The sequence below is a fragment of the Tateyamaria sp. ANG-S1 genome (genome assembly GCF_000814025.1).
Lineage (GTDB): Bacteria > Pseudomonadota > Alphaproteobacteria > Rhodobacterales > Rhodobacteraceae > Tateyamaria.
Map to the genome: position 1 here is coordinate 159,516 of NZ_JWLL01000006.1, position 24,727 is coordinate 184,242.

General features: G+C 62.1%; 27 protein-coding genes. 20 read left to right on the forward strand and 7 right to left on the reverse strand.

From position 1 onward, the window contains the following. From RA29_RS12010 to moaA, 3 genes are read right to left on the reverse strand one after another with little or no spacing between them, the layout of a single operon-like run. Nucleotides 1-1,050: a glycosyltransferase family 4 protein gene (locus RA29_RS12010; RefSeq protein ID WP_039687738.1), complete on the reverse strand. Its 1,050-nt coding sequence runs from the start codon at nt 1,048-1,050 to the stop codon at nt 1-3. Next, a complete protein-coding gene (locus RA29_RS12015; protein WP_039686290.1) occupies nt 1,043-2,338 on the reverse strand; it encodes a 3-deoxy-D-manno-octulosonic acid transferase in 1,296 nt (431 codons plus the stop codon). Before RA29_RS12015 ends, RA29_RS12010 begins: the two co-directional genes overlap by 8 nt. A gap of 7 nt (nt 2,339-2,345) precedes the next feature. Further along, entirely contained in the window at nt 2,346-3,353 is a 1,008-nt protein-coding gene (moaA, locus tag RA29_RS12020; RefSeq protein WP_039686292.1) for a GTP 3',8-cyclase MoaA, read from the reverse strand. Between the two features lie 77 nt (nt 3,354-3,430). Between moaA and RA29_RS21945 the strand changes: the two genes are divergently transcribed. After that, the gene (locus RA29_RS21945; RefSeq protein ID WP_152613002.1) at nt 3,431-3,877 is read left to right on the forward strand and encodes a hypothetical protein; all 447 of its coding nucleotides are present in this window, start codon (nt 3,431-3,433) and stop codon (nt 3,875-3,877) included. 105 nt (nt 3,878-3,982) lie between these two features. On the opposite strand, the gene RA29_RS12030 is transcribed toward RA29_RS21945, so the two are convergent. From RA29_RS12030 to glmU, 3 genes are read right to left on the reverse strand one after another with little or no spacing between them, the layout of a single operon-like run. Continuing rightward, complete coding sequence (locus RA29_RS12030) at nt 3,983-4,657, reverse strand: DNA alkylation repair protein (RefSeq protein WP_039686294.1); 675 nt, start codon at nt 4,655-4,657, stop codon at nt 3,983-3,985. Next, nucleotides 4,654-6,474, reverse strand: coding sequence for a glutamine--fructose-6-phosphate transaminase (isomerizing) (gene glmS, locus RA29_RS12035; protein ID WP_039686295.1), 1,821 nt, complete (start codon nt 6,472-6,474; stop codon nt 4,654-4,656). The genes RA29_RS12030 and glmS overlap by 4 nt, the downstream gene beginning before the upstream one ends. Beyond that, on the reverse strand, nt 6,475-7,830 hold the full coding sequence (gene glmU, locus RA29_RS12040; RefSeq protein ID WP_039686297.1) for a bifunctional UDP-N-acetylglucosamine diphosphorylase/glucosamine-1-phosphate N-acetyltransferase GlmU: 1,356 nt from the start codon (nt 7,828-7,830) through the stop codon (nt 6,475-6,477). A 126-nt stretch (nt 7,831-7,956) separates the two neighbouring features. On the opposite strand from glmU, the gene RA29_RS12045 reads away from it, so the two are divergent. The 6 genes from RA29_RS12045 to RA29_RS12070 all read left to right on the forward strand — a co-directional run bounded on the left by RA29_RS12045 (nt 7,957) and on the right by RA29_RS12070 (nt 13,741). Then, nucleotides 7,957-8,622, forward strand: coding sequence for an HAD-IIIA family hydrolase (locus RA29_RS12045; RefSeq protein WP_039687740.1), 666 nt, complete (start codon nt 7,957-7,959; stop codon nt 8,620-8,622). Nucleotides 8,623-8,700: 78 nt separating this feature from the next. Next, nucleotides 8,701-9,900 (forward strand): aminotransferase class I/II-fold pyridoxal phosphate-dependent enzyme, encoded by a 1,200-nt coding sequence (locus RA29_RS12050; RefSeq protein ID WP_039686298.1) that lies wholly within the window; start codon nt 8,701-8,703, stop codon nt 9,898-9,900. 131 nt (nt 9,901-10,031) lie between these two features. Then, on the forward strand, nt 10,032-10,760 hold the full coding sequence (locus tag RA29_RS12055; RefSeq protein WP_039686299.1) for an EF-hand domain-containing protein: 729 nt from the start codon (nt 10,032-10,034) through the stop codon (nt 10,758-10,760). A gap of 79 nt (nt 10,761-10,839) precedes the next feature. Beyond that, nucleotides 10,840-12,003: an isovaleryl-CoA dehydrogenase gene (locus tag RA29_RS12060; protein ID WP_039686300.1), complete on the forward strand. Its 1,164-nt coding sequence runs from the start codon at nt 10,840-10,842 to the stop codon at nt 12,001-12,003. After that, complete coding sequence (locus RA29_RS12065) at nt 12,003-12,278, forward strand: hypothetical protein (protein ID WP_039686301.1); 276 nt, start codon at nt 12,003-12,005, stop codon at nt 12,276-12,278. Before RA29_RS12060 ends, RA29_RS12065 begins: the two co-directional genes overlap by 1 nt. Continuing rightward, a complete protein-coding gene (locus tag RA29_RS12070) occupies nt 12,275-13,741 on the forward strand; it encodes an AMP-binding protein (protein ID WP_039686302.1) in 1,467 nt (488 codons plus the stop codon). The genes RA29_RS12065 and RA29_RS12070 overlap by 4 nt, the downstream gene beginning before the upstream one ends. 14 nt (nt 13,742-13,755) lie before the next feature. Here RA29_RS12070 and RA29_RS12075 read toward each other — a convergent pair whose 3' ends face one another. Next, complete coding sequence (locus RA29_RS12075; protein ID WP_052249638.1) at nt 13,756-14,361, reverse strand: OmpW family outer membrane protein; 606 nt, start codon at nt 14,359-14,361, stop codon at nt 13,756-13,758. A gap of 137 nt (nt 14,362-14,498) precedes the next feature. Here RA29_RS12075 and RA29_RS12080 point away from each other — a divergent pair, with 137 nt between their 5' ends. The 13 genes from RA29_RS12080 to RA29_RS12135 all read left to right on the forward strand — a co-directional run bounded on the left by RA29_RS12080 (nt 14,499) and on the right by RA29_RS12135 (nt 24,672). Then, the gene (locus tag RA29_RS12080) at nt 14,499-16,103 is read left to right on the forward strand and encodes a carboxyl transferase domain-containing protein (RefSeq protein ID WP_039686304.1); all 1,605 of its coding nucleotides are present in this window, start codon (nt 14,499-14,501) and stop codon (nt 16,101-16,103) included. Nucleotides 16,104-16,106: 3 nt separating this feature from the next. After that, nucleotides 16,107-16,466 carry a hypothetical protein gene (locus RA29_RS22865; RefSeq protein WP_152613003.1) on the forward strand — a complete coding sequence of 120 codons (360 nt, stop codon included), beginning with the start codon at nt 16,107-16,109 and terminating at the stop codon, nt 16,464-16,466. Beyond that, nucleotides 16,459-18,399 carry an acetyl/propionyl/methylcrotonyl-CoA carboxylase subunit alpha gene (locus tag RA29_RS12090; protein ID WP_039686308.1) on the forward strand — a complete coding sequence of 647 codons (1,941 nt, stop codon included), beginning with the start codon at nt 16,459-16,461 and terminating at the stop codon, nt 18,397-18,399. Before RA29_RS22865 ends, RA29_RS12090 begins: the two co-directional genes overlap by 8 nt. Beyond that, nucleotides 18,396-18,680, forward strand: coding sequence for a hypothetical protein (locus tag RA29_RS12095; protein WP_039686310.1), 285 nt, complete (start codon nt 18,396-18,398; stop codon nt 18,678-18,680). Before RA29_RS12090 ends, RA29_RS12095 begins: the two co-directional genes overlap by 4 nt. Continuing rightward, nucleotides 18,677-19,342, forward strand: coding sequence for a glutathione S-transferase family protein (locus RA29_RS12100; protein ID WP_039686312.1), 666 nt, complete (start codon nt 18,677-18,679; stop codon nt 19,340-19,342). The genes RA29_RS12095 and RA29_RS12100 overlap by 4 nt, the downstream gene beginning before the upstream one ends. Then, nucleotides 19,343-20,203: a hydroxymethylglutaryl-CoA lyase gene (locus tag RA29_RS12105; protein ID WP_039686314.1), complete on the forward strand. Its 861-nt coding sequence runs from the start codon at nt 19,343-19,345 to the stop codon at nt 20,201-20,203. It abuts the gene before it with no gap. A gap of 5 nt (nt 20,204-20,208) precedes the next feature. After that, nucleotides 20,209-20,997 carry a crotonase/enoyl-CoA hydratase family protein gene (locus tag RA29_RS12110; RefSeq protein ID WP_039686316.1) on the forward strand — a complete coding sequence of 263 codons (789 nt, stop codon included), beginning with the start codon at nt 20,209-20,211 and terminating at the stop codon, nt 20,995-20,997. A gap of 358 nt (nt 20,998-21,355) precedes the next feature. After that, entirely contained in the window at nt 21,356-21,721 is a 366-nt protein-coding gene (locus tag RA29_RS12115; protein ID WP_039687742.1) for an NADH-quinone oxidoreductase subunit A, read from the forward strand. Then, complete coding sequence (locus RA29_RS12120) at nt 21,712-22,257, forward strand: NADH-quinone oxidoreductase subunit B (protein ID WP_039686318.1); 546 nt, start codon at nt 21,712-21,714, stop codon at nt 22,255-22,257. The genes RA29_RS12115 and RA29_RS12120 overlap by 10 nt, the downstream gene beginning before the upstream one ends. Continuing rightward, nucleotides 22,254-22,463: a DUF2158 domain-containing protein gene (locus tag RA29_RS22435; RefSeq protein WP_082029530.1), complete on the forward strand. Its 210-nt coding sequence runs from the start codon at nt 22,254-22,256 to the stop codon at nt 22,461-22,463. Before RA29_RS12120 ends, RA29_RS22435 begins: the two co-directional genes overlap by 4 nt. Beyond that, complete coding sequence (locus RA29_RS12125) at nt 22,460-23,071, forward strand: NADH-quinone oxidoreductase subunit C (protein ID WP_039686320.1); 612 nt, start codon at nt 22,460-22,462, stop codon at nt 23,069-23,071. The genes RA29_RS22435 and RA29_RS12125 overlap by 4 nt, the downstream gene beginning before the upstream one ends. Before the next feature lie 91 nt (nt 23,072-23,162). Then, nucleotides 23,163-23,336, forward strand: a complete 174-nt coding sequence (locus tag RA29_RS23225; protein WP_039686322.1) for a hypothetical protein — start codon at nt 23,163-23,165, stop codon at nt 23,334-23,336. A gap of 121 nt (nt 23,337-23,457) precedes the next feature. Further along, entirely contained in the window at nt 23,458-24,672 is a 1,215-nt protein-coding gene (locus RA29_RS12135) for an NADH-quinone oxidoreductase subunit D (RefSeq protein ID WP_193743544.1), read from the forward strand. Nucleotides 24,673-24,727 lie beyond the last annotated feature (55 nt).

Below are 24,727 nucleotides of genomic sequence, written 5' to 3' on the forward strand. Positions count from 1 at the left end.
TCAGACGCGTAGAAGATCCCGGTAGATCGAAATGATTGCTTCCGCTTCCTGCAGAAGCTGGAAGTGGTCGATCATGCGCTGCCGGGCCTGCGCTGACCAGAGGGCGAGTTTTTGGGGTTCTGACAGCAGGGCGTTGGTTGCAGCCACCATCTGATCGACATCACCGGGGTCAATCAAAGTCCCCGTTTCTCCATCCTTTACCAGCTCCTCGAACGCTCCAACCCGGGTGGCAATCGCGGGCGCGCCGCAGGCCATGGCCTCGAGGGGTGTCAGCCCGAAACCCTCCCACCGCTGGGGGGCTATGTAGACATCCAGTGCCTGATAGAAGCGCGGTGTGTCCCAAACGGGCACTTCGGGCAGAAAGCGCAGGCGCTCCGTAAGGCCCGCTGCCGACACATGCGACTTGAGGTCTTCAAGAAACGCCTGATCCTTGTCGACCGCGCGTCCCATGACGATGGCAGCAGCGTCCTGATGATTGCTCAGGACCCGGATCATCGCGTCCACGAATACATCCGTGCCCTTTTGCGCCCGGATGCGGCCAAAGCAGCCCATCAGGGGACCGTCGGGCAGTCCAAGCTCTGCCCTGAGCGCGGCTTTGTCCGGGTGCGGCGCAAAGACGTCCGTGTCGATCCCATGGTGGATGACCGTTGCAGGCCGTTCGAGGTAGCCCGCGGTTTTGGCTGAGGTCGCGATGACGGCGTCCATACGCCGGATCAGCGCTTTGGTCAGACCGGTGTGATGCCGCTGGCTGGCGGACGTAAACAGCAGCTTGAGCCGCTTGCCCAGGAGACCGCGCAGCGCAAGACCCGCGATCATCTCGACATTGCGGCGGGCGTGCCAGACGCGGGGGCCGGATGGGCCACGGCGCGGCATGATAAGCAGCCTGGACCAGTGCACATTCGGAACATCCTCGGGCATCTCGGGTGCGCAGGCCGTGATGGCGATGGACTGCGCTTGCAGCGGTACAAGGCGGGCCACCGTCGATGTCACACCTGACAGCCGGCGTTTGAAGTTCGGAGCGATGACGTCGATGTGCGGCAGATTAGGCATGGCGGTCCATACCGTGATCATCCATCAGCGAAAAGAGCCGCTGCGCGATCTGATCCAGCGCTTCGGTGCCCGTGGGTGCGAGCGGGCGCGCGTTGCTGGCCAACTGCGCCGCGCGGCTGGGATGGGTGAGTAGCGTGTGCACTTCTTCGGCAAGCGCTGGGCCATCCCGAACCTCAACACTGGCGTCCTGCAATTTGAAGGCGGCGTAGGCTTCGGCGAAGTTGGCGTAGTTCGGCCCGTGCAGGATGGCGGTATGCGCTGCTGCCGGTTCAAACGGTGTGTGCCCGCCGACATCCGAGAACGAGCCGCCAAGAAAGACGATGGGGCTGAGTGCATACCAAAGGTCTGTTTCGCCCATGGTGTCAGCCAGATAGACCTGCGCCTCGCTGTCCAGACCCTCGCCTGTGCTGCGTTGCGCGGCGCTCAGCCCGGCCCCGCGGATCAGCGCAAGGATATCTTCCGCCCGTTCCGGGTGGCGCGGCACGAGGATCAGGGACAGGTTCGGATGTGCTTCCAGCAGTGTTCGATGGGCTGCAAGCACCTGTTCTTCCTCGCCGGGGTGGGTCGATGCCGCGACCCAGACGGGGCGCCCGGCCAATGCGTTGTGCGCGGCGTCTAACGTTTGCGAGGTCAGGCGCGGTGCGCTCTGGATGGATTTCAGGTTCGTTCCTTGTTCGGCTGTGGTGAGCCCCATGTCGCGGAGGTGATCGCGGCTGCGCCGATCCTGACAATGGGCCCAAACAATGCTGCGCAGAATGTAGGCCGCGGTATCGGGATATTTTTTCCAACCGGCGGCACTGCGATCAGAGAGCCGGGCGTTCAGGAGTGCCACAGGCAAATCACGGGCCGCACATGTGTCGAGCAGGTTGGGCCACAGCTCGGATTCGACAAGAACGCACAGGTCAGGGCGCCAATGGGTCAGGAACCGGTCCAGCGGACCGATACCGTCCAAGGGACTGAACTGATGCACAGCGGCATCGGGCAGACGGGGGGCGACAGCCTCTGCCGACGTAGCGGTGCCGGATGTCAGAAGAACCTGCACATCAGGTGCCACATCGCGGATACGGGCGAGCAGAGGCAGAACGGATTTTGCCTCGCCCACAGATGCGCCGTGAAACCAGATCAGGCGTCCAAGCGGGCGCTGTGCGGTGGCGTGCCCCAACCGCTCATGCGCGCGGGCTACCGGAACCCCCGCCTTGCGTAGCTTTTTGACAGCAGAGCGCGCAGCAAATGGCAGAGCGACCGCGCTGAGCGCGCGGTAGAGCCGGTAAAGGGCCGTGGGCCGCATTGTGAGATTAGCCGCCCGTGTGGCTCATGTGGCGTGGCATCTGCCCGTCCAGCCGTTGGCGGGAATAGTCGAAATCATGCCCCTTGGGCTTAAGCGCGATGGCGGCGCGAATGGCCTCTTCCAGCGCGCGGTCGTCATTGGGGAAGTCCCGCAGCGGCGCGCGCAGGTCGGCCATGTCCTCCTGGCCAAGGCACATATAGATCTCGCCCGTGCAGGTGATGCGCACGCGGTTGCAGCTTTCGCAGAAATTGTGGCTGAGCGGCGTGATGAAGCCGATCTTCTGGCCCGTTTCCTCCAGCCGCACATAGCGGGCCGGTCCACCTGTGCGTTCTGCAAGGTCGGTGACGGTGTAGTGCTCTGCATACCGCGCGCGCACGTCCTTGAGCGACCAGTACTGTCCCAGACGGTCCTCGTTGCCGATGTCACCCATGGGCATGACCTCGATCCAGGTCAGGTCCATGTCACGCTCCGCGCACCATTGGGTGATCTTCGGCAACTCGTCTTCATTGAAGCCCTTGAGCGCCACAGCGTTCAGTTTTACGCGCAGGCCTGCGGTTTGCGCCGCATCAATGCCGCGCAGCACTTGGGGCAAGCGGCCCCAGCGTGTGATATCCGCGAATTTTTGTTCATCAAGAGTGTCGAGCGACACGTTCACGCGGCGCACGCCCGCAGCGTAAAGATCCTTGGCAAAACGCTCCAACTGGCTGCCGTTGGTGGTTAGGGTCAATTCCTTCAGCGTGCCTGCGTCCAGATGGCGACCCATGCTGTTGAAAAACGTCATGATGTCGCGCCGCACCAGCGGTTCCCCGCCGGTGATGCGCAGCTTTTGAACACCGAGGCCCACAAAGGTCGAGCACATGCGGTCCAGTTCTTCGAGGGTCAGAAGCTCTTTCTTCGGCAGGAACGTCATGTTTTCCGACATGCAGTAAACGCAGCGGAAATCGCACCGGTCGGTGACGGACACGCGCAAATAGGTAATCGCGCGCTGGAAGGGGTCGATCAAAGGAGCGGTCATATTATAGTGGTAGGCATGCTGCGTCCTGCTCGCAAGAGGAGATCGCGGAATAAGGGACCAAAGTCGAGGTGTGAGCGATGCGATGGATGATGTTGGCTGTGTGCGGTCTGGCCCTTGCTGCCTGTGATGTCGTTCCCCAATGGGCTGGCGGTACAAGACCTGCGGCAGGTGTGACGGATGATGTCGCATCGGAGAACCCGGATAGTGCAGTCGAAACGGTAGAAGAAGTTCCAGAGGATCCTGTCGAGGATACACCGGAGGCGGAAGTGTCCATTGGCACACTGGGCCGTACGGTTGCGTCACTTGGCAATGCCGCAGAGCCGGGACTGTGGTTGAAGACGCCGCTTGTGTCGGTCGAGCAGTCGGGGCGAGTATACTATGACGCAACCAACACGACGGTGGATGTGACCTTGATCCCGATCGATGGGCCCGCCACGGCTGGCAGTCGGTTGTCGCTGGCGGCGATGCAGGCGTTGGGTGCGCCTCTGACTGGGTTGCCTGAAGTGGATGTGTTTGGCGCATAACGGTTTTCTGACGCAGAAAACCTGTGGAAACCGGCGCGGTTTCCAGCGCAGTGCGGTCCCGGCTTTCTGCGCCGGAAAGCCCACGGAGTTCGCGTTGAACTCCGCCTAGAGGTACTTCCCGGCCTCTTTCCGCGCGAAGGATTTCATCGCGTGGCCGTGTTTGTTCAGGAACGCTGTTGCGCGCGGCCCATCGTGCTTTGACAGTTCACGCAGCCACCACGCGATGGCCTTTTGAATGAACCACGTGTGGTCGGGCACGTAGCCGGCCGCCCACTCCAGGACCTGTTCTCTGATGGCGATGTCCTGCGGTTTGGGGTTATTCTGCTTGGTCCACGGCAGGGTGATGACAAGGGCCGCGCGCCGGGTCCACATGTGATCGGAACTGGTCCACAACGCGACCTGATCAACGCGGGCAGGGTCGGCCACCAGCCGCTTTTGACCTGCCATGCAGGCGTGATCGGCAATGGCCCAGCTGTCGAAATCGGGCACCCAGGATGTGATCAAACCCCAAGCCGCCTCGTCCGGTCGTATGCGCGCTTGTGTCAGCAGTTTCGCGGCAGCCACCCGCGCCTCGTAAATGTCGGTTTGCCAAAGACTATCCGCAAGCGCTACGCGATCTGGCACATCCAGACTTTGACGCCAAGATTTTGTCAGATCATTCAACACTGGGTTCGGCACCCCCAGATGCAGGCGGTCCGATTTGTGATAGGCTTTGGCCCCTTTCGCCCGCTCTGCGTCAGCGTGTGCGGAGATCTCCGCCATCGCCTCCTCGGGTGTCATTCCACCGTCACGGATTTGGCGAGGTTCCGGGGCTGATCGACATCCGTGCCCTTAGCCACCGCCGTGTGATAAGCCAGCAATTGCGCGGGCAGAGCATAGAGTATGGGTGCCACGATGTCCGGACAATCCGGCATCGCAATCTCGGCCCAGACGCCATCACCAGCCTCTGTTATCCCATCAGCATTCGACACCAGAACAACCTTGCCCTTGCGCGCCATGACCTCCTGCATGTTCGACACCGTCTTGTCGAACAGGCTGTCCTTGGGCGCCATGACGACCACCGGAACATGCTTGTCGATCAGCGCGATGGGGCCGTGCTTGAGTTCGCCTGATGCGTAAGCTTCGGCGTGTATATAGCTGATTTCCTTGAGCTTCAGCGCGCCTTCAAGTGCGAGGGGGTACATCACGCCACGGCCTAGGAACAGGATGTCGCGCGCCTCGGCCAGCTTGCGGGCTGTCGCCTGCATGACGCTGCTACGCTCGATCCCATGCGTCATCAGGGCCGGAAGGCTGCGCAATGTCGATACGTGATCGGCAAAGGTCTCGGTATCAATCGCGCCCCGACCTTTGGCCGCGCGCAGGGCGAGCATCAGCAGGACCGTAAGCTGGCAGGTGAAGGCCTTTGTCGAGGCCACACCGACCTCGACACCTGCGTGGATCGGCAGGGCCAGATCGCTTTCGCGGGCAATCGAGCTTTCGGGGACGTTGATGACCGACACGATCTTGTCCGCCTTGCCCTCGCAATAGCGCAGGGCGGCGAGCGTATCGGCGGTTTCACCCGACTGGCTGACGAACAGGGCCAGCGTGCGCTCTGGGATCGGGGGCTCGCGGTAGCGGAACTCGGATGCCACATCGACCTCGACCGGCAGGCGGGCGATCTGTTCGAACCAGTATTTCGCTGTCAGACAGGCATAGTAAGCGGTACCGCAGGCGACCATGGTCAGGCGGTCGATGGCGGTGAAGTCGATGCCGGGATCGGGCAGGGTGATCTCGCCATCGGTGCCCAGATAGTTGGCCAGCGTCGTGTTCAGCACGCCGGGCTGTTCAGCGATTTCCTTGGCCATGAAGTGCTTGTGCCCGGCCTTGTCCACGCGCGCCGCGTCAACCTGGATTTGGCGGACGGCGCGGTTGGCGAGGGTGCCGTTGGCGTCGCGGATCTCAACACCTTGCCGGGTAACGACGGCGCGGTCGCCTTCTTCCAGATAGGTGATGCGGTCGGTCAGGGGCGCCAACGCGATGGCGTCGGAGCCGACGAACATTTCCCCATGCCCGTGCCCGATGGCGAGCGGGGATCCCTTGCGCGCGGCCACGATCAGGTCGTCCTGCCCATCAAAGAGAAAGGCGAGGGCGAAAGCGCCCTCAAGCCTGTCTATGGTTTTGAATGCGGCTTCGACGGGCTCCATACCCTGTTGCATGTGGTGCTGCGTCAACAGCGCGACGGTTTCGGTGTCGGTTTCGGTCTCGAACCCAATACCGGCCTCGGCCAGTTCGGTGCGCAATTCGCGGAAGTTCTCGACAATGCCGTTATGCACCACAGCCACGCCGCCCGAGCGGTGGGGGTGCGCGTTGCCTTCCGTGGGCGCGCCATGTGTGGCCCAGCGGGTGTGGCCGATGCCTGCCTTGCCGGCCAGCGGCTCATGCACCAGCTTGTCGCTCAGGTTGACGAGCTTGCCGACGGCCCGGCGACGGTCCAGCGCACCACCGTTGATCGTCGCGATGCCCGCGCTGTCATAGCCGCGATATTCAAGGCGCTTCAGCGCCTCGACCAGAATGGGCGCGACCTCGTGGTTGCCCAGAACGCCTACAATTCCACACATCTAACTGCCTCTGCTCTGACGGGCCTTTTTGGCCTTCAATATCTCAAATAATTTGCGGGCCATGCCCGGCTTTTCGACCTGCGGCGCCCGCGCAATGGCCAATGCGCCATCATCCACATCGGACGTGATGACCGAGCCAGAGCCGGTCATCGCCTCATCGCCGACGGACACGGGGGCCACAAGCATGGTGTTCGACCCGATGAAGGCGCGCGCGCCGATCTCGGTCCGGTGTTTCATCACGCCATCGTAGTTGCAGGTAATAGTGCCTGCGCCAATGTTGCTGGCCTCGCCCACCGTGGCGTCGCCGATATAGGATAGGTGGTTGACCTTGGCTCCTGTTGCCAGTGTGGCATTCTTGACCTCAACGAAATTACCGATGCGCACGTCCTCGGCCAATTCCGCGCCGGGGCGCAGCCGCGCATAGGGGCCGACGATTGAACCGCGCGACACGTGGCACCCTTCCAGATGCGAAAATGCGCGGATCATTGCGCCGCTTTCGACCGTGACACCGGGGCCAAAGACCACGTTGGGTTCAACCAGCGCATCGCGCCCAATCACTGTGTCGAATGACAGGTAGACGGTTTCGGGCGCCATCAGTGTGACCCCGCTGTCGAGCAATTCTGACCGCGCGCGGTTCTGAAAAATAGCGTCGGCGCCGGCAAGGTCCGTGCGGCTGTCGACACCTAAGGTTTCAGCCTCGTCGCATTTGATGGCGGTTACCTTCAGACCCTTGGCATTCGCCAATTCCGGCACCGCTGTGAGATAGTATTCGCCGGACTCATTGTCGTTGGTGACCTGCGACAGCATTTCGAACAACACTTTCGCGTCACAGGCGATCAACCCACTGTTGGTGAAGCGGATGCTGCGTTCCTCTTCGGTTGCGTCCTTGTATTCTATGATCTTGACCAGCCGGTCACCGTCCATGACCAACCGTCCGTAACGTGGCTGGATCTCTGCAATGTCAAAGCCCAAGACCACGACGTCATGGGTTTGCCGTGCCTCTACCATACGGGACAGTGTTTCGGGCTGCAGAAAGGGTGTGTCGCCGAACAGAACCACCACATCGCCTTCGAACCCGTTCAGCGCAGCGCGGGCCTGATCGACGGCATGGCCGGTGCCAAGCTGTTCTTCCTGGATGACGACTTCGATCGTCTGGTCATAGGACAGCGCAGCAGCCTGTACCTGATCAGTCCCATGACCGGCCACAACGATAGTGCGCGCAGGCTCAAGGGCCGCGCCCGTTTGCAGCGCGTGGTGCAGCATCGGCGCACCGGCAATGGGGTGGAGGACCTTTGGCAGGTCCGATTTCATCCTCGTGCCCTTGCCCGCGGCCAGGATGATGAGTGCGACGCTCATGGCTTTCTCTTTGTCTTTTTGTTTGGCCCTGTTTATCCGCTGGGGGCAAAGGCGCAAGCGGGCGGGCCATCAAAGATGGTTTCGGCCTGCAACAGAAAAGGGCGGTCATCCGCCGGAAAGGCGGGTATGGCGGCAGTGATTTTCGACCTCGACGGGACCCTGGCAGACACCAGTGGCGACCTGCTGGCGGCGGCCAACCACTGCTTTCGCGACATGGGGCTGGGCGATGTGCTGGGGCCGCAGGACGCAGGCGTGGCCCTGCGCGGTGGGCGGATGATGCTGCGCACCGGCCTGACGCGCGCGGGCCGGATGGATGACGCAGTCGTGGATCGCTACTATCCCGTTTTGCTCGACGCCTATGCCGCCGACATCTCCAGCCGCACGATTCTGTATCCCGGCGTGATGGACAGCATCGCGGTCCTCAAGGATCACGGCTATGCCATCGGGATCTGCACCAACAAGCCCGAGGGGCTGGCCGAGCAATTGATGCAGGACTTGGGCGTGCGCGATGTGTTCGGCAGCCTCGTCGGCGCAGATACGCTGCCTGTCCGCAAGCCGGATCCCGAACCGCTGTTCGAAGCCACGCGCCGCCTTGGCGTTGATGCAGACGCCTGCGTTCTGGTCGGCGACAGCGACACAGATCGTAACACGGCGCGGGCCGCAGGCGTGCCGTCGATCCTAGTGACTTTTGGCCCGTCTGGCGAGGATATGGCGGCACTTGAGCCGGAGGCGCTGCTGGACGACTTCACCGCGCTGCCGACTGTCGTCGCTGCACTGCGCCCGCTGCGTTAAACCGCAACCCCAATTTCAGAACCCGAAATCCGCCGACGCTCTCTTGACGGGTCGTCCGCCGCATTTCACAAACAGCGCATGACAGAGCGTTTCACAGGCAATTTCACCCAGCAGGAACCCATCCCCGAAGCCGGGATCGAGGCCGCCATCGCCGTCATGCGGCACGGGCGACTGCACCGCTACAACACCGGCCCGGATGAGCAGTCCGAAACCGCGCTTCTGGAACAGGAATTCGCGGCGATTGTCGGATCGCAATACTGCCTCGCAGTCGCCTCGGGCGGGTATGCTATGGCCACGGCGCTGCGCGCCGTTGGCGTGAAGCCGGGTGACAAGGTACTGTCCAACGCTTTCACCCTCGCACCGGTGCCGGGCGCGATTGCGTCGCTGGGCGCTGAACCCGTGTTTGTAGGCGTGACAGAAAGCCTGACCATCGATCTGGATGACCTTGAGGCCAAATTGAGCGAGGCCCGCGTCCTGCTGCTCAGCCACATGCGCGGGCATATCTGCGACATGGACCGGCTTATGCGGATGTGCGACGCCGCGGGCGTCACGGTGATTGAAGACTGCGCGCACACGATGGGTGCTGCGTGGAACGGCACGCCCTCGGGACGGCACGGAGCCATTGGCTGCTATTCCTGCCAGACCTACAAACACGTCAACTCGGGGGAGGGCGGCTTTCTGGTCGCAGACGACCCGCATCTCGCAGCCAAGGCGGTGATGCTGTCGGGCAGCTACATGCTCTACGAGCGCCACCTCGCTGCCCCGCCGAAAGAGGCGTTTGACGATATCAAGTACCACACGCCCAACATCTCGGGCCGCATGGACAACCTGCGCGCCGCGATCCTGCGTCCGCAGATCGCGGACCTTGCGGCACAATGCCAACGCTGGAACGACCGGTATTACGCACTCGAAGAGGGGTTGCGCGACACGCCGGGTCTGACGGTCATAGACCGGCCCGAACAAGAAATCATCGTTGGCTCTTCCTTCCAGTTCCTGCTGCTCGACTGGGCGGCGTCTGCGGTCCGCGATGTGGTCGCCAAATGCGCCGCGCGCGGCGTCGAGTTGAAATGGTTCGGCGCCCCCGAACCCGTCGCCTTCACCAGCCGTTACGACAGTTGGCGCTACGCGCCGTCGAAACCCATGGCCGCAAGCGACCGGGTTTTAGCGGGCATCGTGGATTTGCGCGTGCCGCTGACCTTCAGCCTCGAAGACTGCGCGCTGATCGCCCGTATCATTCGGGATGAAGTGTCGCGCGCCCACAACCGCAGCCTTGCCTGACCCAACGCATTTCCGCTGAAAACACGTGTCCGGACACGAAATCCCGTGCGTCCGGGCACGGCGATGGTAGAAATTGATGCATCACATGCCGCCTGTGTCGGGCAGCACGTCATTTAATCAAGTTATCAATCATGCGCCAAGAAAAGAAATCCGAAACGCTCGAAGTCCGGGTGAGCCTCAGCGAGAAATCCGCCTTTGCCGCCCGCGCGGCGGCGCGCGGGGAATCCATGAGTGCAGCCTTGCGCCGCCTGATTGCCGAAGATGCCGTGCCTTGTCTTGTATCCAAGGAGGCCCCCATGAGAATCAGATTAACCTTTGCCAGCGCGCCGGTCGTGCTGACTATATTGATCCTCGCCACCGTATCGCTTGTCGGGGCAGAGGCGGACACGCGCACCGACTTCAAAGGCAATTTTCGCGGAAAGGATACCAATCGCGATGGCATCCTTGACCGTGAGGAACTGATTGCAGTCATGGCCCACCGCATCGCGGAAGTCGACGTGCCGCCCGTCTGCAAAGGCACGCAGTGGGAAGAACGCTGGAACGCCACGCCCGAGATGCTCGCGGACGGTCATATGCAGTTTTACGACAGCAACGGCGACGGCATGGCCACGCTCAGCGAATACATCTCTGCCTATGAAGCGAAACGCGGCGCCGAATTTACCGAAGCTGACGCCGATGGCAGCGGATATATAGATGCCCAGGAAATGGTCGCCGCATACAAAGTGGATGAGGTCAAGATTCACACCAAATGTCGTGCGGCCATTGGAATGCATGGGTCCGAAACGGTGCCCGAGATCATCGAGTTTCTCGACACCGACCAGGACGGCAAAGTCAGCATGCGCGAATTCATGGATCACTGACCGGGACTGGACACATTAACCCTTCCCTACTATTTATGAACAAGCGTTCAATTTACGGGTGAATATCGGGGGAGGGCCCATGTTCCATGCATCCATGACATTCGATCTAGGCGACGAGATCGGCGCGTTGCGCGAGATGGTGCATCGCTGGGCGCAAGAGCGCGTCAAACCGATGGCGGCCAAGATCGACAGCGACAACGACTTCCCGCCCGAGCTATGGCCCGAGATGGGCGAGCTGGGCCTGCTTGGCATCACCGTCGATGAAGAAAACGGCGGGGCAGGGATGGGATACCTCGCCCACACCGTTGCCATCGAAGAAATCGCGCGCGCGAGCGCCTCCGTCTCTCTCAGCTACGGCGCGCATTCAAACCTGTGCGTCAACCAGATCAAGCTGAACGCGACGCCTGGGCAAAAGGCGAAATATCTACCCGGTCTTGTCAGCGGCCAGCATGTCGGCGCGCTTGCCATGTCCGAAGCGGGCGCAGGCTCTGACGTGGTGTCGATGAAGCTGCAGGCCGAAAAGCGCAACGACCGCTTCATCCTGAACGGCACGAAGTATTGGATCACGAACGGCCCTGATGCAGACACCCTAGTCGTCTACGCCAAAACGGATCCGGAGGCCGGACCGCGCGGCATGACCGCCTTCCTGATCGAAAAGGAGATGAAGGGCTTTTCCACCTCGCCCCATTTCGACAAGCTGGGCATGCGGGGGTCGAACACCGGCGAGTTGATCTTTGAAGATGTCGAAGTGCCGTTTGAAAACATCCTGGGTGAAGAGGGGCGCGGCGTTGCCGTGCTCATGTCCGGGCTCGATTACGAGCGGGTCGTACTGGCGGGCATCGGTCTTGGCATCATGGCCGCCTGTCTTGACGAGGTCATGCCTTACGTTACCGAACGCAAGCAGTTCGGCCAGCCCATCGGGAACTTCCAGCTGATGCAGGGTAAGATCGCGGACATGTACGCTGCCATGAACTCGGCCCGTGCCTATGTTTATGAAGTGGCCAAGGCGTGCGACAGGGGCGAGGTCACGCGCCAGGACGCGGCGGCCTGCTGCCTCTACGCCTCTGAAGAAGCGATGAAGCAGGCGCACCAGGCGGTGCAGGCCATGGGCGGTGCAGGGTTCCTGAATGACGCACCCGTCGCCCGCATCTTCCGCGACGCCAAGCTGATGGAGATCGGTGCAGGCACGTCCGAGATCCGGCGCATGCTTGTGGGCCGCGAACTGGTTTCGGCAATGATGTGATGCCGCGGCAGGTCATCATCACCACGGCTGTGCTTGTCGTCTTGGCCGCCCTTGGTGGGTTCTGGCTGGGCCAGCGGCAAGTGACCCTCGACGCGAGCGGCGTGATCGAAGCCGTGGCCGACGCCCATGTGGCCCAGCACGGTGGCGACCGCAGCCAGTGCGTCGGCTGGCCGGGTGAAGATGGGGCGGTGTTCTATGTGCGCTGTGCCGGGATCCTCTATGCCGTCGACCGCTGGGGTAGTTTGTCGGTGGTGGATCAGGAGGGCGGCATATGAACATGGCCGCCCAATGCCTTGATCACGCGCCGGAGCAGGTTGCGATCATTGACCTTGGGTCTGGCGCTCCCGTCAATGTCACTTATGGCGCATTGGCCGACATGGTGGACGGTTTGGCGCGCGTACTTAGCGGGCAGGTCCACCCGGGCGACCGTGTTGGTGTCCTTTTGTCGCAAACACCATGGTGTGCCGCCGCCCATCTCGCAATCTGGAAAATCGGCGCGATTTCAGTGCCTTTGTTCAAGCTCTTCAAGCAGGATGCCTTGCGCGCGCGGCTCGAGGACTCAGGCGTGATGCTGGTTCTGACAGATACTGAAGGGACAGCGTTGGTTGGCGACCTCGCGACCTGTTGGATCGCCGAGACAGCGGGTGCCCCCGGTGAGCCGGTGCCGTTTGTACCCACAAAACCAGAGAAGCCAGCGGTGCTGATCTACACCTCTGGCACGACCGGCACGCCCAAGGGTGCGCTGCACGGGCACGGGGTGCTTGACGGGCATCTGCCGGGCGTGCGCCTCAGTCATGATGAGTTGGGCCAACCGGATGATTGCCTGTGGATACCCGCCGACTGGGCCTGGATTGGCGGGCTCTTTGATGTTCTGATGCCGGGCCTTGCGTTGGGCGTGCCCGTGGTCGCCTCGCGTATGCGCCGGTTTGATGTAGAGGAATGCGTCAGGATCATCTCCCAAGCCTCTGTCAAAAATGTCTTTTTCCCACCGACCGCACTTCGCATGCTCAAGGCGGAAGGGGCACGGATCATCGGCTTGCGCTCGGTCGCAAGCGGTGGGGAGCCGCTGGGTGCAGAGATGCTCGCATGGGGGAGCGCCGCGCTCGGTGTGACCATCAACGAATTCTACGGTCAGACCGAATGCAATATGGTCGTGACGTCGTGCGCCGCCCGCTACGACACAAAACCGGGGTGTATGGGGCGTGCGGTTCCGGGCTTCGACGTGGCGGTGATTGATACCGCGGGCAATATAACGGAAGGTGAGGGCGACATAGCGGTCAAGCGCGGTGCGCCGTCCATGATGCTGGAATACTGGAACCGTCCTGATGCGACGGCAGAGAAATTTAGGGGCGACTGGATGCTCACGGGTGACCGCGGCCAACAAGACGGAGAGGACATCCGTTTCGTCGGACGGGACGATGACGTGATCACCTCGGCCGGTTACCGCATCGGCCCGGCAGAGATAGAAGACTGCCTGCTCACCCATCCGGATGTGGCGACGGTAGGTGTTGTCGGAAAGCCCGACCCACTGCGGACCGAGATTGTCAAAGCCTACGTCGTGACCAAACCGGGACGCGCGCCGACGGGCGAAGCGCTGCGGTCCTACGTCAAGGATCGCCTCGCAAACTATTCATACCCAAGGGAAATCGAATTTTTGGATGCCCTGCCCATGACAGTCACGGGCAAGGTCATCCGCAAAGAATTGAAAGCCCGCGCCGCTCAGGAGGCGCAGGCTTGATGTTGGCGTGCCTATCAGAACTTCCGCACGTAAGCGAAGTTGAGCACGATGGGATCAATCTCGGCAGTGCCGATTTGCGCGCCGTTCAGGGTCACATCGGTGTCGATGTCGATCCAGCGGATGTTGGCCCGGAAGGCGTCCTGCGGGCTGAAGGCATAGTCCACGCCGGCCTGCACGGCGACACCCCAGCTGTTGTCCAGTTCAAGGGTCCCGAGTTCCGACTGCTCATCGAAGAAGGTGGTGTAGTTCACGCCAAGGCCAACATAGGGCTTCCACTTGGTGTCCGTCGGGAAGTGATAGTTGACCGACAGGGTGGGTGGCAGGTGCTTGACCGACCCGGCAAACCCTACACCGGCAAGGTCGATGTCATGCTCGAACGGGGTGGCGGCCAGCAGTTCGATGCCCACGTTGTCCCAAATAAAGTATTCCCCGGTGATCGTCAGGGCGTAGCCGTCATCAATGTCAGCCTCTGCGCCGGCCAGGGTGCCGTTCCCGGATTTGGGAAAGACGCCGCCGACACCGACACCCAAGGTCCAATCGCCCTGATTCTGCGCGAACGCGCCCGTTGTCAGGGCGGCAAGGGTCAGGGCAGCGGTGGTGATGCGGAGAGTGTTTTTCATGTTCTTGTCCAATCACGTCGTTATGTGGGGGCAAGTCTCTCAGACCGTTGGATGATCCGCGTTGATGCAGGTCAAACGACGTATCGAAAACGCGGTGTTTATCCCCTTAGATCAAGACCGAACGCAGGAGACCCACAATGCGCCTGACCTCCTCCGCCTTGCCGGGGTCCGACCAGTTCCGCAGCAACCGCGAGGCGCACTTGGCCGCGCTCGAGCACGTGCGTGCCGCCGCGGCCCATGCCGCTGCAGGTGGGGGGCAGAAATCCCGCGACCGGCATGTGAGCCGCGGCAAGATGCTGCCGCGGGACCGTGTGGCCAACCTGCTCGATCCCGGTTCGCCTTTTCTTGAGGTCGGCGCAACGGCCGCCCACGGGCTCTACGGCGATGCTGCGCCATGTGCGGGTGTGATCGCAGGTATCGGTCGCGTCATGGGGCACGAGGTTATGGTTGTCTGCAACGACGCCACGGTGAAGGGCGGTACATACTATCCCATGACCGTCAAAAAGCACCTGCGCGCGCAGGAGATTGCGGAGCAGAACCATCTGCCTTGCATCTACCTGGTCGACAGCGGCGGCGCGAACCTGCCCAACCAGGACGAGGTGTTTCCCGACCGCGACCACTTCGGCCGCATCTTCTTCAACCAGGCGCAGATGAGCGCCAAGGGCATCCCGCAGATCGCAGTCGTGATGGGGTCGTGCACGGCTGGCGGGGCCTATGTTCCGGCCATGTCCGACGTCACGATCATTGTGAAGGAGCAGGGCACGATCTTTCTGGCTGGTCCGCCGCTGGTCAAGGCCGCGACGGGTGAGGTGGTCAGCGCCGAAGACCTCGGTGGCGGCGATGTCCATACGCGCCTGTCTGGTGTGGCCGACTATCTGGCTGAGGATGATGCGCACGCCCTGGCGCTTGCTCGCCGGGCCGTGGGCAACCTGAACCTGCGCAAGCCCGACACCGTGGTTCTTCAAAGCCCCGAAGACCCGGCCTACGATCCCGAAGAAATCCTCGGCGTCGTGCCCGCCGATCTGCGCACGCCCTACGATATTCACGAGGTCATCGCCCGCATTGTCGATGGCTCACGATTTGACCCGTTCAAGGCGCGCTTTGGCGAGACGCTAGTCTGCGGCTTTGCCCATATCAAAGGCATCCCTGTCGGGATCATCGCCAACAATGGCGTGCTGTTTTCGGAAGCGGCCCAAAAGGGCGCGCATTTCGTCGAACTGTGCAGCCAGCGGAAAATCCCACTGGTTTTCCTGCAAAACATCACCGGCTTCATGGTGGGCCAGAAATACGAAAATGAAGGCATCGCACGCCACGGGGCCAAGATGGTCACGGCGGTGGCGACCACATCCGTACCCAAGGTCACGATGCTCGTCGGCGGCTCCTTTGGCGCGGGCAATTACGGCATGGCGGGCCGCGCCTATTCCCCGCGCTTCTTGTGGTCGTGGCCCAATTCCCGCATCTCGGTCATGGGCGGCGCGCAGGCGGCAGGTGTGCTGGCCACCGTCAAGCGCGACGGGATCGAGCGGGCAGGGGGCACATGGTCGGCAGAGGAAGAGGCCAGTTTCAAACAACCGACCATCGACATGTTCGAGGAGCAATCCCACCCGCTCTACGCCTCTGCCCGGCTCTGGGACGACGGCGTGATCGACCCGCGCAAGGCACGCAACGTGCTGTATCTGAGCCTGAGTGCCGCGCTGAATGCCCCGATCGGCGAGACACGCTTTGGTGTGTTCCGGATGTAATCCATGCCACAGAAGAGACGTAAGAGCCCGCAGGAAAAGAAGAAACTGTCTTACAGCAAGGACAGAAGAAACACCTACGGCGAAAATGACAAAGCATCCCGTAGGATCATTCCGCTACGCAAAAAGCTCCGAAACAGAGCTGAGCGCAAAGCAGGGCAGCATTTTTTGGCGGAAAATCCCGACATGGCCGAGGCGCAGTTTCAACAGAAGCGCAGGCGTGCATGGAAGAAAGCGCCTGACGAGGCTTTGGGTGCCGTTGTCTCCAAGCGGATGAATGCACGCAAAGAGCGCTTTGATGCAAAGCGCAAACGGCGCATGGCAACTCAGGAATTTGGGAAAAAGCTCAATGACAGCGATGTTTGATACAATCCTGATCGCCAATCGGGGCGAGATTGCCTGTCGGGTTATGGAAACCGCACAGGCCATGGGCGTCCGCTGCGTGGCCGTCTACTCCGACGTAGATGCCAGTGCCAAACACGTGCAAATGGCCGACATGGCTGTGCACATCGGCGGCTCGGCCCCGGCAGACAGCTATCTGCGCGGTGACGCGATCATCCGCGCCGCCCTCGACACAGGTGCACAGGCGATCCATCCCGGCTATGGCTTTCTGTCCGAGAACCCCGACTTCGTCGAAGCGGTAGAGGCGGCTGGCCTGACCTTCATTGGGCCGTCTGCCAAAGCGATCCGCGCCATGGGACTGAAGGATGCGGCCAAGGCTCTGATGGTCGAGGCGGGCGTACCTGTCGTGCCCGGCTATCACGGTGCGGACCAGTCCGACGATCTGCTAGCGGCCGAAGCGGACCAGATGGGCCATCCTGTTCTCATCAAGGCCGTCGCAGGCGGCGGCGGCAAGGGCATGCGTTTGGTTGAAGCGCCCGGTGATTTCGCCGATGCGCTGGTGAGCGCCCGCAGCGAGGCGCAGACCGCCTTTGGCAACCCCGACGTGCTGGTCGAGAAATTCGTGACCCAGCCAAGGCATATCGAGGTGCAGGTCTTTGGTGACGGCACCCGCGCCTTGCATCTCTTTGAACGCGACTGCTCGCTGCAACGCCGCCATCAGAAGGTGATTGAGGAAGCTCCGGCCCCCGGCATGACCGACGCGATGCGCAACGCCATGGGCAAAGCTGCCGTGCGCGCGGCGGAAGCCATCGGCTACAAAGGGGCGGGGACGGTGGAGTTCATCGTAGACGGCTCGGGCCCGCTGCGCCCCGACGGGTTCTTTTTCATGGAAATGAACACGCGATTACAGGTCGAACACCCGGTGACAGAGGCGATCACTGGCATCGATCTGGTGGAGTGGCAACTGCGCGTCGCCGCAGGTGAGCCGCTGCCCATGTCACAAGAGGATCTGACCATCACCGGTCACGCTTTCGAGGCGCGGCTTTATGCAGAAGATGTGCCCGCAGGCTTCCTGCCTGCCACGGGCACGCTCACACATCTGCAGTTCCCGGCATCTGCCCGTGCCGACAGCGGTGTGCGTGCCGGGGACGAGATCAGTCCGCATTACGACCCGATGATTGCCAAGGTGATCGTCCACGGACCGACGCGCGCCGTGGCGCTCAAGCGGCTGTCGCAAGCTCTCTCGGACACGCAGGTGGGCGGTACGGTCACGAACCTCGCCTTTCTCGGTGCTTTGGCGGGGCATGCGGGTTTTGCGGCGGGTGAGGTGTATACCGGTCTGATCGCACGCGACATCGACACGCTTGTGCAACAGCCGGACATCGCACCGCGCAATTCGGTGGCGGCGGCAATGGCTGTTTCCGGCCTCGATAGTCCAGCGGCAGATGCCGGGTTTTCCCTTTGGCAGCCTCTACGGCGCACGATACCGTTGATGCGGAACGACACGCCCGTGCTCTGCACTGTTGAGGTGCTGGACGCCAACACTCAACGGTGGGACGTCGATGGCACACCTGTTCTGGCCGAGCGCCGTCAAAACCAATGGCACATCGATGGGCATCCGGCAGCGGATGTGCATGTGGCGGGCAGTGTTGCCACCGTCTTTGACGCTTATGGCATCCCGTTCCAAATCGTTGATATACTCGATGTGGCGGCTAGTGCGGCAGGTGACGGCAACGTGGTCGAAGCCCCCATGCCGGGCCTCGTCAAAGCCGTCTTTGCCACCCCCGGCGCGGTTGTGGCCGAGGGCGACAGGCTTGCCATTCTCGAAGCGATGAAGATGGAGCACGTGCTTCTGGCCGCGCGAGACGGGACCGTGGCCGAGGTTCTGGCTGCCGAAGGGGATCAGGTCGTAGCAGGTGCCGCGCTTGTGCGGCTGGAGGAGCAGGTGGACGCATGAGCGATCTGTGCCTCATCGGCTATCGCTACAGCGCCTACACCCGCGCCGCGCGCATGGGACTGCAGCTGGCAGAGTGTGACTACGCCTATGAAGAGTTCGATCCCTTCGATGCGGATACGGCCCCGAGCTCAGCACACCCCATGATCGACGCATATCGGAGAGTACCCGCAGGTGCCGCCGCACTTGCCAAACGGCCCGCTCTGTCGGCATGGTTTGAGGCGGTCAAGTCCACACGAGCCTTCACAGAAACGGCGCAAGGTGCGTTCCCGGAGGCCGCATGATCACACTCCACCACTGCCCGCAGACCCGGTCCATGCGCACGCTTTGGCTGCTGCACGAGTTGGATGTTCCGTTTCAGGTGCAGGTGCACCCCTTCGACAAATCCCTGCGCGCGCCCGAGTTTCTGAGCCTTAGCCCCGCAGGCCGCGTGCCCGCGGTCGAAATCGACGGCGAACGCATGTTCGAAACGGGGGCCATCACGGAATACCTGTGCGACCGCTTCAGCCCCGATGGCTTAGGCCGCTCTCCTGGCAGTCCGGACCGAATGGCGTGGCTGGTCTGGGTGCATTTTGCCGAAACCGTCAGCCAACATGCCGCGGCCCTGACCCAACAACACATCGTGCTCTACGACGACGCGATGCGCAGCCCCACCGTGATGAAGCTTGAAGCCGCGCGGCTGGGCAAATGCTACGACGCGATTGAGGCGCGGTTGTCCACGCCGGTCGAAAACCGCGACTATCTCCTGACCTCGGGCTTCTCTGCGGCGGACATTTCGGTCGGGCAGGCGGTCTATATGGCGCGACACTTCCGCGATTTCGATGATCACCCGGAACTGGCCCGCTGGTTTGCGCGCATCAGCGCACGGCCCGCCTTCCAAGCCAGTTTGCCGGAACCAGCGACGCGGCTCTATGATCGGGATTTCTATCCGGCGTGGGAGGGATAAATGGATACGGTTGAAATCTATGAAGTGGGCCCGCGAGACGGGTTGCAGAACGAGGCGCGCGACATCCCTGTCGCGGAAAAGGTGGCGCTGATCGACACGCTCAGCACCGCAGGCTTCCGCCGCATCGAATGCGCGAGCTTCGTAAGTCCCAAATGGGTGCCGCAAATGGCCGGCAGCGCCGACGTGCTGGCAAGGATCACCCGCACCCCGGGCATCCGCTATGCAGCACTGACCCCGAACATGCGCGGCTTTGACGACGCGCGCGCGGCAGGCGCGGACGAGGTGGCCGTGTTCGGCTCTGCCAGCGAAGGGTTCAGCCGCGCCAACGTAAATGCCAGCGTGGACGAGGCGCTGGAGCGCTTCGCACCGGTGATCGAGGCAGCGCGCGCCATTGACCTGCCCGTGCGCGGCTACGTGTCCTGCGTGGTCGATTGCCCCTATGACGGTGCCGTCGCACCCGACGCAGTCGCGCGCGTGGCTGACCGGCTGTTCGCCATGGGCTGTTACGAGATCAGCCTCGGCGACACGATAGGGCAGGGTACCCCCGATGCCATCGCCCGGATGCTGCTGGCCGTGCGCGATGTGGTTCCGGTTGGTCGGCTCGCCGGCCATTTCCACGACACAAGCGGGCGGGCGCTCGACAACATCGACGCGGCCCTGTCCCTTGGGCTACGCGTCTTCGATGCGGCTGTCGGCGGTCTGGGGGGGTGCCCCTATGCCCCTGGCGCCGCAGGCAATGTCGCGACCGAGGCGGTGGCCGCACATCTTGCGCGCCTCGGCTACGACACCGGCCTCGACCTCAACGTGATTGCAGAGGCCGCAGAGATGGCCCGCGCCATGCGCGGCGCACAGAAGGACTGAGATCAGTGACCGACACCATTTCCATCACCACAGACGCACGCGGCGTTGCCACGCTCACGCTCGACCGGGCCGACAAGCACAACGCCATGAACGCGCAGATGATTGCAGAGCTGCATGACGCCGCACGCACCCTCGGCGCCGATGATGCGGTGCGTGTCGTCGTGCTGGCGGGCGCGGGCAAAACCTTCTGCGCCGGAGGGGACCTGGGCTGGATGCGCGACCAGATGCAGGCGGACGCCGAAACACGCGCGTCCGAAGCAGGCAAGCTTGCGCACATGCTGCAAGCCCTCAACACGATGCCCAAACCGCTGATCGGCGCGCTGCATGGAAATGCGTTTGGCGGCGGTGTCGGAATGGCCTCGGTCTGCGATATTGCCATCGGTGCGGACCACATCAAACTGGGCCTCACCGAAACACGGCTTGGGATCATCCCGGCCACCATCGGCCCTTATGTTGTAGCGCGCATGGGCGAGGGACGCGCACGGCGCGTCTTCATGTCGTCCCGTATTTTTGACGCAGCAGAGGCGGCGGTCGAGCTTGGCCTGCTCGCGCGCGCCGTTCCGGCAGATGACCTTGCGGCTGCGGTCGAGGCGGAAGTCGCACCCTACCTGAATTGCGCACCGGGGGCCGTGGCGGCAGCCAAGGCGCTGGCCCGAAGCTTCGGCCCATGCATAGACGAGGAGACTATCGCCACCTCCATCGCGGCGCTCAAGGCGCGTTGGGAAACCGAAGAAGCGGCCGAGGGGATCGACGCCTTTTTCGCCAAGCGCAAGGCGGCGTGGGCGCAGGGGTAGAGCGAAGCGCTACATCACGACGGGGTGAACCCCGCCCGACATCCCGTTCAAACCGCCCGATCTAAGCGATAGGGCGGGCTTCAGCCCGCCCTCGATCGATAAAAGCTGTTCTAAAACCGCGTTCTGCACCCGTGAACGCTGGGTTGAGTGGCACGCTATGTTGCCAAACAACCTGACCCCGCTCCCCCTGCGTCAAGCCGCAAACCTTTCCAAACTGCGTCGAAATCACCCGGAATTTCCACCGCTTCCATACCCGCCCTTTATTGACCCCGCCGGGCAGCAGGCGTAAGTCAAGGTCCAGTCAACTTTGCCACTTGACCTGGCGCGGCACATATCGCGCCAAGAAAAGGAGCCCAACGTGGAAGAGATGTTGCGGGAGTATCTCCCCATTCTCGTGTTTCTGGCCGTCGCCATTGGCCTCGGTCTTGTTCTGATCCTTGCTGCTGTCGTCCTTGCTGTCCGCAATCCGGACCCGGAAAAAGTGTCGGCCTACGAATGCGGGTTCAACGCTTTTGACGACGCGCGGATGAAGTTCGATGTGCGGTTCTATCTCGTGTCGATCCTCTTCATCATCTTCGACCTCGAGATTGCCTTCCTCTTCCCCTGGGCCGTCGCCTTCCAGGACATCAGCATGGCCGGATTCTGGTCCATGATGGTCTTCCTAGGCGTCCTGACCATCGGCTTTGCCTATGAGTGGAAAAAGGGAGCATTGGAATGGCAGTAACTGACACCGGATCGCTCGGCGCTGCCTATGCAGGCGGCGACAAGGACCACGCCACGCAAGCCCTAAATGCCGAGTTGCAGGACAAGGGTTTCCTGCTCACCTCGACCGACGACATCATCAATTGGGCGCGCACCGGCTCGCTGCACTGGATGACCTTTGGCCTGGCCTGCTGTGCGGTTGAGATGATGCACACCTCCATGCCGCGCTACGACCTCGAACGGTTCGGCACCGCGCCTCGCGCCTCCCCGCGCCAGTCCGACCTGATGATCGTGGCCGGTACCCTCACGAACAAGATGGCGCCCGCCTTGCGCAAGGTCTACGACCAGATGCCCGAGCCGCGCTACGTGATTTCCATGGGCTCCTGCGCCAATGGCGGTGGCTACTACCACTACAGCTACTCTGTCGTGCGCGGCTGCGACCGCATCGTGCCGGTCGACGTCTACGTCCCCGGTTGCCCGCCCACGGCCGAGGCGCTGCTCTACGGCATCATGCAGCTGCAACGCAAAATCCGCCGCACTGGGACAATTGTGCGATGAATGCAGCGCTCCAAGCAGGAGATGTCGTCCGCCTGAGGTCAGGTGGGCCAGCGATGGTGGTCGAGAGCCTTTTGGGCGACGGCGCTGCGACATGCGTTTGGATGACCTACAATTTGCAGCGTTATAACGCCGTGTTTGCCCTGCATACGCTTGTGCTAAGTGAAGCGGACACAGAGCGTTTCGAACGTGAAGGGACCGACCAATGAGCGAAGCAATGACCGAACTTGGCACCTATCTCGAAGCCAAGCGCCCCGATTGTGTGCTGGCCTGGGACGTCACCCACGGCGAATTGAACGTCGATGTGGCACCATCCAGCCTCACCGGCTTTGTCGAGTTCCTGACCACCGACAGCACCTGCAAGTTCTCCACCCTCGTGGACATCACTGGCGTTGACTACCCCGGTCGGGCCAAGCGCTTCGACGTCGTCTACCACTTCCTGTCGATGTACCAAAACCACCGCATCCGCCTGCGCGTGTCGATCCGCGACGATCAGATGGTGCCCTCGATCACCGACATCCACCCCTCCGCCAACTGGTTCGAGCGCGAAGTGTTCGACATGTTCGGCATCCTGTTCTCCGGCCACCCTGACCTGCGCCGCATCCTCACGGACTACGGCTTCCGCGGCTACCCGCTTCGCAAGGATTTCCCGACAACCGGCTACACCGAAGTCCGCTATGACGAAGCGGAAAAGCGCGTCGTCTACGAACCCGTGAGCCTCGTGCAGGAATACCGCCAGTTCGACTTCATGTCGCCTTGGGAAGGGGCCGAATACATCCTTCCGGGTGACGAAAAGAAAGAAGAGGGCGCCGCATGACCGCCCTAACGCGCGCCTTCTGGATCGTTGCCATCGGTCCTCTTGCGGTGCTGGCGCCCGGTTTTTTCCGCGTAAAGGCGAAGGGGGCGTAATGGATATGCTCTGGTGGCTTCTGGTCGCAGCGGCAAGCATCATCCCAATGTTCAAGCTGCTGCCCCATTTCGGGATCAACCAGTACTGGGCGGCGTTCTGCATCCTGCCCGTGGGCACGATCGTTTTGCTGTGGGTTATGGCGATGAAGCTGCAAGAGCTGGAGAAGCGGTGATGTGGTTTGAACTGATCAACACTGCGATTGCGGCTGCTGGCTTGGGTTTGGCGTCTGTTCCCCTTTTTAAAAAATCTTGTGAGTTCGCAATTTGCGAACTGAACAATGGAGAAAACCAATGATGGACGGCTCCAAATTCGACGACGCCCTCACGGGCGAACAGAAAATCCGTAACTTCAACATCAACTTCGGCCCGCAACACCCTGCGGCGCACGGGGTGCTCCGCCTGGTCCTCGAACTCGATGGTGAAGTCGTGGAACGCTGTGACCCGCATATCGGCCTTCTGCACCGTGGCACCGAAAAGCTGATGGAAAGCAGGACCTACCTGCAAAACCTGCCCTATTTCGACCGGCTCGACTACGTGGCGCCCATGAACCAGGAACACGCCTGGTGCCTCGCCATCGAAAAGCTGACAGGTGTCGAAGTGCCCCGCCGCGCTTCGCTGATCCGCGTGCTGTTCTGCGAGATTGGGCGCGTCTTGAACCACCTTCTGAACATCACCACGCAAGCGCTCGACGTCGGCGCGCTCACCCCACCGCTCTGGGGCTTTGAAGAGCGTGAAGAGTTGATGATCTTTTACGAACGGGCCTGCGGCGCGCGCCTGCACGCGGCCTATTTCCGTCCCGGCGGCGTGCATCAGGACCTGCCGCCCGAACTGCTTGACGATATCGAGGCGTGGTCTGAAAAGTTCATGTCCGGCTTCATGGTCGACATCGACGGGCTGCTGACCGAAAACCGCATCTTCAAACAGCGCAACGCCGACATCGGCATCGTGACCGAGGATGACATCCAGAAATATGGGTTTTCGGGCGTCATGGTGCGGGGCAGTGGCTTTGCATGGGACCTGCGCCGCGCGCAGCCCTATGAATGCTACGACGAATTCGACTTCCAGATCCCTGTGGGCAAGAATGGCGACTGCTACGACCGCTACCTCGTCCGGATGGAAGAGATGCGCCAGTCGATCTCGATCATCCAGCAGGCCATCGCCAAACTGCGCGACTGCCCCGGCGATGTGTTGGCCCGCGGCAAGCTGACCCCGCCCTCGCGGACCGACATGAAAACCTCGATGGAAGCGCTGATCCACCACTTTAAACTCTACACCGAAGGGTTCCACGTGCCCGAGGGCGAGGTCTATGCCGCCGTCGAGGCCCCGAAGGGCGAATTCGGCGTCTACCTCGTCGCAGACGGCACCAACAAACCCTACCGCGCTAAACTCCGCGCGCCGGGCTTCTTGCACCTGCAGGCGATGGACTACATCTCTAAGGGGCACCAGTTGGCCGACGTTGCCGCCATCATCGGCACCATGGACGTGGTGTTCGGAGAGATTGACCGCTAACCCGATCCTTCATCTTGCCAAATAAACTCCCGCCGGAGGCTCCCGCAGTCTCCAA